Consider the following 11,443-nt stretch of genomic DNA (forward strand, 5'->3'; position numbering starts at 1 on the left):
CAAGCTCCATCACAGAGATTTTAAATCAATAACTATAACTACATAGATGACAGAGATTACTTCGTTTACTTTAAGCGTAAGTGAAGTATTCAAAGCTAAAGAATTAGAAAACTTTATGTATATTTCATTCCCGCCACCTCCACCAAAATCGATACTAGATAGCTAGCTTAATTGTTTGTTTCTTTTTGCTGTAGCTTTACCCCTCTAAGCGCTGTATTTGGAATGGTTGTTACAAATTTCTAAGATTATCCTTTACCTGGTACTATACTACCTGGTTTATAATGTATTTGAGGAAATGATATGCAAACAAAAGATATTATCGAACTAACAGGACTAGATAGAGAGACTCTTCGTTTTTATGAGAAAAAAGGAATTATTTCCACTCCTAAGCGTACGACTGCTGGTTATCGAAAATATAGTGATGAAGTCATTGATAGAATTAATTTTACATTAATGGCCAAGGAAGCAGGATTTACTCTCAGTGAAATTAAAGAATTGTTGAATTTAAAAGAAAGCGGAGTTAACTGTAAAACTGGTAGAGATATAGCATTAGACAAGATAAATGAGGTCGATGACAGAATGAAGTCTCTTCGTAATATGAAAAAAGTATTAAAAAAGTTTGTCAGTGACTGTGAAAATACTGGTGGCCCTGGATTGAAAAGAAAATGCCACTTGTCTTTTGATGTGAAGAAGGTGACCAAATGAAAGGAAGTAACTTAATTAAATGGATCACTAGCGGTGGAGTCATTGGGGCCGTTGCTAGTTCTATCTGCTGTGTTGGACCTATAGTCTTAGGTGCAATAGGAGTTGGAGGTGCTTCATCACTACTCTTTCTGGAAGAATATCGTAATATAATATTAGTCGTTGTCACAATTTTGATAACAATAGGTTGGATTATGAACTATAGACTTGAAAAAAGAGAGTGTTCCGAAGGTAAGATGTGTGCTGACTCTAAACAGAGAAAAATTCGAAGGATTAGTTTAACTGTTGGAACATTTATTGCTGTTTTGTCTATGGTATCTCCAATATTGCTTACTTCTATTTCTCAGGCACAAAACCAATCTTTAGTTTCTCTAGGTAATGTTAAAACTCTCTATATTGAGGGGATGACTTGTGGAGGTTGTGAACTAGGAGTAAGAAAAGCATTAAAGAGAGCAGGTCTTACTGAGTCAGAAATATTGAATGTAGACCATTCAAGCCCAAAACCAAAAGAGAATATTGGGAGTGCTGTCATCAAAATTTCAGATGAGGCAGGTTGCAAAGTTATCAAGGAGATAAAAGAAAGTCCGGGCTATTTGGCTTTTTGGACATTTGATAATAAAAAACCTTGTGGAGGTTCAAAGTGAGCTGTTGTGACAAAAAAGAAGAAAGTAATGTTGAGTTCAATAAAGAAGGATTGATCTGTTACTGTTTCAAACACTCTAAGCAAGAGCTCTTTGATGCTATTCAAGAAGGAAGAGAGAAAGAAATATTAGATGATATAAAATCTAAAATGAAAGTGCCTGGATGTTTTTGTGAAACAGCAAACCCCTCGGGAAGGTGTTGTCTTGCAGATATTAATGCCTTTATAACACATTTTAAAAGGGGCGCTTTAAAAAAAAGGTTTTAGTTCGTTGATGTTTGGACAAGTGGTGTAATGTCTAGAGTATATAAAATGTTTGATATTCTTGATTATTTGATTGGTACTCTGTTGTAAATATGAGGACCAAAGAGACCTTTTAATTATTTGGTCTCTTGTCTCTAGTAAGTCTCTTTGCTAGTCGCAGAGTTTTTGTTCATTTAAGTAAGCTGCAACGTCTTTGATATCTTGATTACTAAGCATGTCAGTGTGACTTCTCATATTTAATCTACTAGGACGTGGTTTATACCAAGTACTTTGAAAACTTTTTACTGCATCTTCTAAATACGTAGTCTTTTGACCGTGAATAACAGGTGCTATTCCTGAAGTATCTTTTTTATGACACTCAAAGCAGCTATTGTTAAAAATCTTCTGACCTCTTTTTATATTAGCATCTGGATGCTTATCAACTAGTGCCTGAGAGTCACACAGAGATAGTCCAGAGATATATGAAGCAATCTCTTTAACTTCTTGGTCTGTAAAGTCTTCCATTGCTTGGTTCATAATTTCATGATCACGAACATAGTCTCTAAAGTTAAATAACTCAAACTCTAAGAACTCTATCTCTTGTCCAGACATCATAGGAGCATTCGTATAGTTGTCGGCGCTATGGCAAGACATACATTGTGTCTCTACCATTTCTGCTACTGGCATACTTTCTTGTGCATATAGATTTGAACAAAACAGCCCAAGGATAAAGATAAGTGAACGCATGCGACCTCCCAAAGAATTTTGGAAACACTATGAAAGTTTGGAAGGGATGTAAAATTATTTATAGATGTATTTAATTGATATATATCAGGTTTTAGTACTCTAGGGTTCTAAGCTCTCAAACTGAATTATAAATCAATTCAAGAATTTTCTTTTCATAGTTCGATTTTCCAAATTCAGGCCTATAGACAATAAAGAACTCATCTTTAAAATTAGGTGTGTTAGCTACCTTTACAAGGTCAGAATTGAGCAGTTTAACTACTCTCTCTGGTATAATTCCATATCCACATCCTTGCTCTGTCATCCTTGCAATTAGTTCAAGGCCATCAGTGTGAATAATATCTTCAAAATCTTTTTTCCACTTTTTTATTATACTTTGAGTTTGAAATAGATTTGTATCCGCAATAACTTGATTTTGAACTGCTATTTTCTTAGCCTTCCATACATGGACTGTATCTCTTAGTAACGGCCTAATTATAAGATCAGGACTCATTAATGGATTCACAACGACGCCAATATCAATTTTTCCTGACTGTATTTCACTTTGGATATTTCTTGATAGGCCATGGTTTAGCTTCACTTTGTACTTTGGTACTTCCTTGGCAGCTAATTGAAAAAACTTTGGTAAGAAGTAAGAGCCAACTGTAGTGTGGCAACCTAGGTTTATTGTTGGAAATAGATCACTTTCCTTTTGCACATTTAGATTGCTTAGGAGGTTTTGAATTTCTTTGGCCTTCTCTAAAGTCGTTCTACCTTCAGGCGTTAAAGATATTCCATTCTTTGTTCTATAGAAAAGTTTATACCCTAAATCAGTCTCTAATCTTTTTAGAGAGTCTGATAGTGCCGGTTGAGTGACTTCAAGCTTTTTGGCCGCCAAGCTCAAGCTTGGAAAGTTACTTATTTCTATAAAATTATTAATGTCATTTTGCCTTATCATATAAGTAAATACTTATATCAATTAGAAGTATTTGTAAACTATCCAGATACTAGTAATGAAAACTATATTCTTTTTAGAGCTAGGGAGGAGAAATAAGAGAGTTATTCCAATCTGCTGATGTACGTATAAACAAGTAAACATAGAACAGAGGACGAAAATGAAAACATTTCTACTACTAATTTTAAGTATTACAACTTTAAGCGTTAATGCAAGATCATTTGAGTGTAAATCAAAAGACCTTACTTTGGCCTTCTCAAGCCAAGAGGAGATAGTTACGATCAAACACAAAAATGGGGAGACATTTGAGATCTCTGTTAAGGAATCCTACGACGGACGCTCACTCTTCTCACTAATAACTGGGGAGGGAGTTGCTATTACATATAGCAATCACTTTGGATGCATCAGAAGGGTTGAGTTAACATCTGCAATCAAGCTTGAAGAGGCCCCGTTTAGAGTCGGAAAAGTTGATTTTGGTACATGCTCTGGAGGATCAACTCCTGATAGACTATGTCGACCGGACAACTTTGATAATTAGGCACTAGCTACTTAAAAATATTTAACTAAGCTAGGAATGAGAGAAGTTCCTAGCTTTCTTTATAATAAAGAATATATTTTGGTTGAGATAGGTGAGTACTCTACATTCTTATCAAAGAGCTCTTCGTTGTCCTGAGGTATTCTAATAACTATAGTCTTATTTAATTAGGTAACTCATAATGCTTACAGTCCTAAAGTCCTCTTTTTTGGGTACTTAAATTTAAGTACATAAAATTAGTAAGTTATATATTTTACGTCATGTCTTGACCTGCTATAGTGGTTATATAACCTGAAAAAGAGGTTGATTCTGATGTCGAAGTCTATTACAATAATCCTATGTTAGATAAAGTTTTAAGTTCAGATATAGCTATGAAAATCATGTTACATCTTGTGCACTATGAAGAAATATATCCTTCAGCAGTTGCTAAGGACTATGAGCTGACGTTAAGTGCTGTTCAAAAACAATTTGCTAGATTTGAAGAAGCAGGAATCCTCGTTTCTAAGCTTGTTGGTCGAACAAGAGTTTATTTCTTCAATAAAAAGTCTAAAGCAGCTGTTAAGTTCTATGAATTTATTAAAGTTTATTATGATGGATTATCGCTTAAGGATAAAGAAAAGATATTCTCCCAAAGAAGAAGGCCTAGAAGAGAAGGTAAACCAGTAGTAGGTAAAATTGAAAATTGACCTAAGAAATTGTTCTGAACTAGAGCTATGGCACTATGTTGCAGTTCATTTAAAGAAGCACGACATAGACACTGTGCTTGTAGGTGGTGCTGTCGTTTCTATATATACTAATGGTGCTTATAAATCAGGTGATCTTGATTTTGTAAAATTAGATCTTTTTACAACTGGACTTGAAAAGGCCATGAAAGAAATTGGTTTTGAAAAGAAAGGGACAAGACACTATATCCATAAAGACTGTAAACATTTATTCGTAGAGTTTCCTGGTGGTCCGCCTGTTGGAATTAGAGAAGATAACTCAATTACACCAGATGAAGTTGAAGTAGATGGGCAAATTATAAAGATTTATTCACCAACTGACTGTGTAAAAGATCGCCTTGCTAGTTATATCCACTTCAAGGCACAAGAATGCCTTGACCAAGCTGTTATGGTCGCAAAGAAGCATCCAGTTAGATTTGAAGAGATTAAGAAGTGGTGCCTCGGGGAGAAAGGTGAATCACAATGGGAAGACTTTATTGAGAAGTTAAAGAAGTAAAAATACAAAGAATCAATCCTCGACTAGAGATAGTAGATATAATTAACTAGGAGATTAATTTCTTATAGTAAGAATATACTTCAGTAGAAATAGGTGAGTACTCTAGATTCTTCTTGTTTGGTCTTTTGTCGCTTCATTGTCTAGCGCTATAACGCTAGTCAATTACAATATTCTTATTATTTTTTAAGTAAGGCATTGAAAATACATTAGATGTAGTGCTTATACGAATTAAAATGAAACTAGAGTCGTATATATACGTAATTTTGTTGAATATAATTCGTATATATGCGACAATTTTTATATGAGAAAACGATCTGAACAAAGAATTATTAGAAAACAGGTACAGAAAAAACTGGAAAGCTTCAGCTTGTTATTGGTTGAGTCTTCTTCCATAACATCATTCTCTCGCTATATAAGAGGCGCTCTTGGAATGTCTCTAGGGCAATTATCAGCTAGGTTAGGAGTGGCCCCTTCAACAGCTTCAGAACTTGAAAAGAGAGAAGAAAAAGGAAATATTACTCTTAATAGGCTTCGTGATTTAGCAGATGCACTTGAGTGTGATGTTCAATATACTTTTGTTCCAAGAAAGTCTATTCAAGAAATTGTCGAAGATCAGGCTAAGAAAAAATCTATTAAGAGTATGAGTATGTCTGATACGCACATGAGTCTAGAAGATCAAAAAGTTACAACTGACTTTGAAACGAGACTTGAAGATCTAGTAGATGATTATAAATACTCAAAATATCTTTGGGACAGTGATGACTAGCTATATCTTCAAAGATAGAGACGGCGCAACTCCGATTGATCCAGATCAACTTGAGGGAATTAGGTTTTCACATGTAACAACTATGGGGGAGCTTGATGAACTAGAAGATCAAAATATCCAGGATGGGATGAGGTGGCTTAGTAGACAAAAAACTTGCGACTACCTAGATACAATGTTCTTAGACAAACTCCATAAAGAACTCTTTGGGAATGTTTGGAAGTGGGCCGGAATTCATCGAACAAGCATGGTTAATTTATCAAAAATAGATCGTTTTCAAATTAGAGTGGAGCTTAAAAGTTTATTTGATGATGTTAAGGCATGGATTGAGTTTGGTCGATCAGATTGGGATGAAATCGCTGCAGAATTTCACCATAGACTTGTCTCTATTCACCCTTATCCAAATGGTAACGGAAGAACTGCAAGGATAATGACAGAGTATCTTTTAAAAAGAAATGATAAAGATGTGCCTAGCTGGATGCACTCAATGAATGATAGGCCAAAAGATAGAAGGGCCTTGTATATCAATTCATTAAAGAATGCAGATAAAGGAAATTATTCTGATCTCATTAAGTTTATTAGTGAAAAAGTAAAATAGATTCTTGTAATACTTTGTAGGCCTTTAGCAAATCCCTCTTGAAAATAAAGAGAGCAGTCATGTCACCTCCGACAATAAGTATACTCTTAAGAAAGTAATACTTTGTAGTAAGCATATATCTCTTTTGAAATTTGTGAGTACTCCGAATTTTTCTTATAGTGATTCATACTCTTTTGAAAGTATGAGATTCTCTTTTCACAGTCTTTGTTAAATAGTTCTTCGCTGTACTTTGGTATTTCACTACCACGAGTCTTACTTATATAGATCGTCTCGTACTGCTGACCTTGATGAACTATGAGATCACTTTTAATGAGTTGGAAGTTTAGCTCTCTTAGAGACTCTCTAAGTTCATATTGATGATAGTGAGTACAAAGAATGAGCTCGAAGTCGTGGGAATTTCCATTAACGAGATCGTTTACAATCTCTATGGCCATCTTACCGCCAATACCACAGATGTAGATAAGGGTATTGTCGTTACTGACTTTGATGTCTCTAGCATCTAGAGTATTTAGGGTATATCTCTCATTTGGAACATTGTAGAGCTTTGTATTTAGCTTCTCTACTATGTGTGGAACGATATCATTGAAGTGGATAAGAGCATTTGGAAATTCACGGATAAGCTTATAACCAAGCTTTCCGTGATCACAACACGTATCCCAGATATCAGAGTATTCTCTGTCTGGGATTTTTGAAAGTATCTCTAGTCTTTTTTCTGGTTGTATCATTTCTTATATAGACGTAGATAGGTTTAGTATCTACGTCTGCTTAAACGTTTGTTAAATAGCTTCGTGAGCTTCTAAGATCTTCTTTGTCACTTCTGCTGGAGTCATTTCTGTAAGAACTCCTGGCTCAATGATATTCTTTGCAAGAACTGGAAAGCTAGTGATCTTTTCAAAGAGATCTAAATTCTTATTAGCACTTACTTCATCTACCTTTTTAATAGGAGTGAAGTGAGGAGTTGTCACTAACACCTGTGGGTGCTCATTGATGATTAATTTAATCTCTTTAACAACTGCTACAAAGTCATCAAGTTCTTTCTTAGTAAATGATTCTGTTGGCTCAACCATTAGTCCATAAACTTCTGGGAAAGCAACTGTTGGAGCGTGAAGTCCAAAGTCTAAAAATAACTTACCAATCTTAGCAATTGCCGCTGACTTAACAGTTCCCGCATTTGCTATCTTAGAGAACTCATCATCAGTAAGAGTTAAAATAAACTCATGCATACGAGGAGAACTCTCTGATCTAGATGGAAGAGTTGGGTAAGTATCTTTTAATTGATGATATAAGTACTTAGCAGATAGAACTGCTATCGCAGACATCTTTTTTACACCCTCTGCTCCAAGAGCTTTAATATAAGTGTAACACCTTACCTTGTGAGCAAAGTTACCATTGTGTCTATGAAAGCTTCCAATTGTCTTTGGCGCTTTAAATGACTCAAAAGTACTACCGTTCTTTTTAACTTGAATCCCTGGCATGTAATCTAATAGTCTAGAGCTCACCCCAACGATCGCGTCACCTGGGCCTCCCCCACCGTGTGGAATTGTCCAAGTCTTATGAAGGTTATTGTGAACAGCATCTACGCCCATCTTGTCGAGATCTACCCAACCAGCAATAGCGTTCATATTAGCGCCGTCCATATAGACTAATCCATCCACTGAATGAATAAGCTCGGCCATCTCTTTAAATTGAGTTTCAAAGATTCCCGCAGTATTTGGGTTTGTTACCATAATACCAGCAATTCTCTCACCGTACTCTGCTACAACTGACTTAAGTTGAGTGAAGTCAACCTCAGCATTTTCATTGGCTTCAATTGTAATGATCCCGTATTGAACTCCACCAGCTTTCTTAGTCTCAAATCCGGCCATTGTCGCTGTCGCAGGGTTTGTTCCATGGGCACTTCTAGGAATTAAGATAATATCTTTTTTCTCAGCGTTCCCTCTATCTCTATGGTAGGCCTGGAACATCTTAAGTCCTACTAGCTCGCCCTGAGCTCCGGCCACAGGTTGAGTCACAACACCTGGCAGACCAGTGATTGATTTAAACATCTCTTGAGTTTCAAAAAGAATTTCAAGGTTTGCCTGAGTATCTTCTTCTGGAGCTTGTGGGTGAGTGTCTGTAAACCCTTTTAAGTTTGCAGCGTAGTCATTGATATATGGGTTGTACTTCATAGTACATGAACCTAGAGGATAGATATTATCGTCTGGAGAGACGTTCATATTTCCTAGTTCAGTGTAGAAGCTTTTTACTTCTTCAGTTGTAAATTCTGGAAGACCAACATTTCCTTCTCTAAGAAGATCACCTGGAATATCAGGCATATCAATTTCGATATCTTCATCGGCTACTGTAAGCGTATCATCTAAAAAGTTTGTAAGCTTTTCTAAGTCACTATCATTTTGAAGGTCAGAGAAACTCATTTTTAATTGATTTTCTTTTCCAACTCTAGAGCTTATATCAACACCTAGGTGTATTCCTGCAGCACTTGCTTTTGTAAGAAGTTCTGTAAGGTTTCCAGAGTAAGTAAAAACAATCTCGTTAAAGAACGGAGAGTGAGGAAAAGTAGGAGTCAGTTCATTATATTTAGAAAGCTCTACATAGATCTGAGTTGATAGCTCTCTTCCGGCCATCATTGCTTCAGTCATTCCGCTCTCGCCACGACCAAGAATCCCTGCTCCTGCAGCAGAAGCTAGAAATGATTGGTTTGAACAGATATTACTTGTCGCTTTCTCTCTTCTAATATGTTGTTCACGAGTTGCAAGAACGATTGATAGACAAGTCTTTCCATCACCGTCTTTACCTTTTCCAATGTATCTACCAGCAGTAGATCTAATCGCTGTTTTATTTTTGTCGTTATATCTAATACCAAAGATACCTAGACCTGGACCACCCCAGTTAGGACCGATTGCTAAGTGTTGACCTTCACCAACGATCATATCGGCACCTTGATTACTACTTCCATACTCTACTGGAGGAAGTAGACCCTCTGTTGCAAGTAGAAGTGGATCGATAATAGCAATAGATTGAATATCTGCTTCAGTACAAATATCAGTTAGAGCATTTACATCTTCAACAAGCCCTAAGTTATTGACTTGGCAAAATGCAAAACCAGAGAGGTTCTCTTTTTCTTTTTCAACTAACTCTCTAGCAGCGTCAATATCAGTTAAACCAGTTTCTTTATCAATTGGTAATGTGATGAGCTCTAAGTTTGTCTCTTTAGCTTGAGTTCTAAGAACTTCTAAATCACCAGGATAGACTCCTTCAGAGATAATAATTTTATTTGTTTTTCTCTTAATTCTTGTAGCTGTATTACAAGCTTCAAAGAGACAAGTTGATCTATCATAAAAAGAAGCATTGATTGCTTCAAAACCTGTAAGCATTGAAAGAGTGCTTGAGTACATCCATAGTGTCCAAAGAGTACCTTGAGATCTCTCAGGTTGGTAAGGAGTGTAAGCAGTCGTAAGCCCTCTAATGTCACAAACAAATGGAACAACTTCAGGTACTTTATATTGTTGTAGTCCATCACCGATAAATGATGTCTTAATATTATTTTTAGCAGCAAGATCTTCTACGTGAGCAACTAACTCTTCGTACTCTAGGTGTTTACCAAGTTCAGAAGGACCTTTTTCCATTAAAATATTTTGTGGAATATGTGAGTACAACTCTTTTAAATCTTTTACGCCAATAGTTTGCATCATTTCTGCAATCTCAGACTCTGTTGCACTTATATAGAAAGGTGTTAACTCTCTTTCTAATTCATTTGGATTATATGGTAGGTTTTCAATTCGACTCATGGATCTTCTTCCTCTGTGCGTCTAGTATTAAAATTTAGGCTAACTTAATATCATGTAATAAATCACTTTATCTACCTAAATTAACTGTTATAATCACAGAATGCATACTCTAAAAGTCTATTCAGATAGTGATTTAAATCACGAAAAAATTTCTTTTCTCTCAACTCATTATAACGTGGAGCGTGAAGAGAATTCAAGTCTCGCCGATCTTCACTTGATTGATGGAAAATTAATTTATAAGTCTCTAGATAGAGGTGCGATAGAATTTGATTTTAATGAGTTATGGCAACAACAGTCCAATAAGAAATACTCCTTAAATAAAGAACCACTAGCTAAGGCCCTTGGAATTAAAGCTCCAGGCCAAAGCCATATCTGGGATCTCACGTGCGGCAGTGGAAAGGATTCAATTCTTCTTTTAAAGTTTGGGGCCAGAGTTACGGCCTTTGAGAGAAACCCAACGGTTGCAGCTCTCCTTCTTTTGGCCAAGAGAAACTTCAATAGCTCATCTCTAGATGTAGTCTTTGGTGAGGCATCTTCTCACTTAGAGCGTCTGGATTCAGATATGCCCACAGCTATCTACTACGATCCAATGTACCCGGATGAAGGAAAGAAGAAATCGGCCCTTCCAAGAAAGGAGATGCAAATCTTTAGAGATCTCGTTGGAAAAGATAGCGATGAAGAAGACGTCTATGAATGGGTAAAAAAGAGTGGCGTGAAGAGATTTGTCGTTAAGAGAGGAGTTAAGTCTCCAACTCTAAAGGCAAAACCAAGCGCTCAGTACATTGGTAAGAGCGCTCGTTATGACCTCTATATCTTTGCCTAGGCACTTAGTTGTTGGATGTGGTGCTTCTTTGCTGCCCTTGAAATCATATTGATTATTTTTCTCATATAGAGCTTTTCCCAAATATTTTCATACTCAAAGGCAATACCAAAACCCTTCTCATCATCAAACTCATGCTGAGAAATGATCTTTGCATTTAAGCAGATATTATCGCTTATGAAGGTGATATTGATAATCATCTTCTCTCCGCATATATCGGCTCCCTCTGGGAGAGTGATAAAGGCACCTGAGTGTGAAATATTTAAGATCTCCGCGTCTTTAAGGGTATTGTCTGTAGCTAGAGAGTAGGAACAAGGAATCCTAATCGTGTATCTCTCTCTATGTTCCCACCATCTATCGGCCCTATTAAAGAAGGGTTTTCTTATCTCTGGTAGTAGGAAGTAGACAATAATCGCCACATTACATGCGAGAATTATTAGGCTTGGCCACTGTGGTGA

14 protein-coding genes are annotated in these 11,443 nt (G+C 36.3%); 9 read left to right on the top strand and 5 right to left on the bottom strand.

Annotated elements, in window-relative coordinates:
- Window positions 1-300: 300 nt before the first annotated feature.
- From ABX784_RS12770 to ABX784_RS12780, 3 genes are read left to right on the top strand one after another with little or no spacing between them, the layout of a single operon-like run.
- On the top strand, window positions 301-705 hold the full coding sequence (locus tag ABX784_RS12770; RefSeq protein ID WP_372655440.1) for a MerR family transcriptional regulator: 405 nt from the start codon (window positions 301-303) through the stop codon (window positions 703-705).
- Entirely contained in the window at window positions 702-1,346 is a 645-nt protein-coding gene (locus tag ABX784_RS12775; RefSeq protein WP_372655441.1) for a mercuric transporter MerT family protein, read from the top strand. Before ABX784_RS12770 ends, ABX784_RS12775 begins: the two co-directional genes overlap by 4 nt.
- Window positions 1,343-1,609: a hypothetical protein gene (locus tag ABX784_RS12780; RefSeq protein WP_372655442.1), complete on the top strand. Its 267-nt coding sequence runs from the start codon at window positions 1,343-1,345 to the stop codon at window positions 1,607-1,609. The genes ABX784_RS12775 and ABX784_RS12780 overlap by 4 nt, the downstream gene beginning before the upstream one ends.
- Window positions 1,610-1,756: 147 nt before the next feature.
- Here ABX784_RS12780 and ABX784_RS12785 read toward each other — a convergent pair whose 3' ends face one another.
- Window positions 1,757-2,332: a cytochrome c gene (locus tag ABX784_RS12785; RefSeq protein WP_372655443.1), complete on the bottom strand. Its 576-nt coding sequence runs from the start codon at window positions 2,330-2,332 to the stop codon at window positions 1,757-1,759.
- Between the two features lie 115 nt (window positions 2,333-2,447).
- Window positions 2,448-3,266 (bottom strand): LysR family transcriptional regulator, encoded by an 819-nt coding sequence (locus ABX784_RS12790; RefSeq protein ID WP_372655444.1) that lies wholly within the window; start codon window positions 3,264-3,266, stop codon window positions 2,448-2,450.
- Window positions 3,267-3,423: 157 nt separating this feature from the next.
- On the opposite strand from ABX784_RS12790, the gene ABX784_RS12795 reads away from it, so the two are divergent.
- The 5 genes from ABX784_RS12795 to ABX784_RS12815 all read left to right on the top strand — a co-directional run bounded on the left by ABX784_RS12795 (window position 3,424) and on the right by ABX784_RS12815 (window position 6,377).
- Window positions 3,424-3,801 carry a hypothetical protein gene (locus tag ABX784_RS12795; protein WP_372655445.1) on the top strand — a complete coding sequence of 126 codons (378 nt, stop codon included), beginning with the start codon at window positions 3,424-3,426 and terminating at the stop codon, window positions 3,799-3,801.
- A 335-nt stretch (window positions 3,802-4,136) separates the two neighbouring features.
- Window positions 4,137-4,484: a winged helix-turn-helix domain-containing protein gene (locus ABX784_RS12800; RefSeq protein ID WP_372655446.1), complete on the top strand. Its 348-nt coding sequence runs from the start codon at window positions 4,137-4,139 to the stop codon at window positions 4,482-4,484.
- A complete protein-coding gene (locus ABX784_RS12805) occupies window positions 4,474-5,016 on the top strand; it encodes a hypothetical protein (protein WP_372655447.1) in 543 nt (180 codons plus the stop codon). The genes ABX784_RS12800 and ABX784_RS12805 overlap by 11 nt, the downstream gene beginning before the upstream one ends.
- A gap of 301 nt (window positions 5,017-5,317) precedes the next feature.
- Entirely contained in the window at window positions 5,318-5,782 is a 465-nt protein-coding gene (locus tag ABX784_RS12810) for a helix-turn-helix domain-containing protein (RefSeq protein ID WP_372655448.1), read from the top strand.
- Complete coding sequence (locus tag ABX784_RS12815; protein ID WP_372655449.1) at window positions 5,739-6,377, top strand: mobile mystery protein B; 639 nt, start codon at window positions 5,739-5,741, stop codon at window positions 6,375-6,377. The genes ABX784_RS12810 and ABX784_RS12815 overlap by 44 nt, the downstream gene beginning before the upstream one ends.
- A gap of 86 nt (window positions 6,378-6,463) precedes the next feature.
- On the opposite strand, the gene ABX784_RS12820 is transcribed toward ABX784_RS12815, so the two are convergent.
- Together ABX784_RS12820 and gcvPB are read right to left on the bottom strand one after the other, a co-directional pair.
- On the bottom strand, window positions 6,464-7,102 hold the full coding sequence (locus ABX784_RS12820; protein WP_372655450.1) for a tRNA (adenine(22)-N(1))-methyltransferase TrmK: 639 nt from the start codon (window positions 7,100-7,102) through the stop codon (window positions 6,464-6,466).
- Window positions 7,103-7,153: 51 nt separating this feature from the next.
- Window positions 7,154-10,165 carry an aminomethyl-transferring glycine dehydrogenase subunit GcvPB gene (gene gcvPB, locus ABX784_RS12825; protein ID WP_372655451.1) on the bottom strand — a complete coding sequence of 1,004 codons (3,012 nt, stop codon included), beginning with the start codon at window positions 10,163-10,165 and terminating at the stop codon, window positions 7,154-7,156.
- Window positions 10,166-10,265: 100 nt separating this feature from the next.
- Between gcvPB and ABX784_RS12830 the strand changes: the two genes are divergently transcribed.
- Complete coding sequence (locus ABX784_RS12830) at window positions 10,266-10,988, top strand: class I SAM-dependent methyltransferase (protein ID WP_372655452.1); 723 nt, start codon at window positions 10,266-10,268, stop codon at window positions 10,986-10,988.
- Here ABX784_RS12830 and ABX784_RS12835 read toward each other — a convergent pair.
- A partial coding sequence (locus ABX784_RS12835) for a PilZ domain-containing protein (RefSeq protein ID WP_372655453.1) occupies window positions 10,985-11,443 on the bottom strand: 459 nt, incomplete at its 5' end. The two genes, ABX784_RS12830 and ABX784_RS12835, sit on opposite strands and share 4 nt — an antisense overlap.

Origin of the sequence: Halobacteriovorax sp., assembly GCF_041587335.1 — a bacterium.
Taxonomy (GTDB): domain Bacteria; phylum Bdellovibrionota; class Bacteriovoracia; order Bacteriovoracales; family Bacteriovoracaceae; genus Halobacteriovorax.

Excerpts from the sequence above, each read along its gene's own strand:
- ABX784_RS12790 (WP_372655444.1), bottom strand. The coding sequence starts at position 3,266 with ATGATAAGGCAAAATGACATTAATAATTTTATAGAAATAAGTAACTTT.
- ABX784_RS12785 (WP_372655443.1), bottom strand. The coding sequence starts at position 2,332 with ATGCGTTCACTTATCTTTATCCTTGGGCTGTTTTGTTCAAATCTATAT.
- ABX784_RS12775 (WP_372655441.1), top strand. The coding sequence starts at position 702 with ATGAAAGGAAGTAACTTAATTAAATGGATCACTAGCGGTGGAGTCATT.
- ABX784_RS12800 (WP_372655446.1), top strand. The coding sequence starts at position 4,137 with ATGTTAGATAAAGTTTTAAGTTCAGATATAGCTATGAAAATCATGTTA.
- ABX784_RS12770 (WP_372655440.1), top strand. The coding sequence starts at position 301 with ATGCAAACAAAAGATATTATCGAACTAACAGGACTAGATAGAGAGACT.
- ABX784_RS12830 (WP_372655452.1), top strand. The coding sequence starts at position 10,266 with ATGCATACTCTAAAAGTCTATTCAGATAGTGATTTAAATCACGAAAAA.
- ABX784_RS12820 (WP_372655450.1), bottom strand. The coding sequence starts at position 7,102 with ATGATACAACCAGAAAAAAGACTAGAGATACTTTCAAAAATCCCAGAC.
- ABX784_RS12795 (WP_372655445.1), top strand. The coding sequence starts at position 3,424 with ATGAAAACATTTCTACTACTAATTTTAAGTATTACAACTTTAAGCGTT.
- ABX784_RS12810 (WP_372655448.1), top strand. The coding sequence starts at position 5,318 with ATGAGAAAACGATCTGAACAAAGAATTATTAGAAAACAGGTACAGAAA.
- gcvPB (WP_372655451.1), bottom strand. The coding sequence starts at position 10,165 with ATGAGTCGAATTGAAAACCTACCATATAATCCAAATGAATTAGAAAGA.
- ABX784_RS12815 (WP_372655449.1), top strand. The coding sequence starts at position 5,739 with ATGATTATAAATACTCAAAATATCTTTGGGACAGTGATGACTAGCTAT.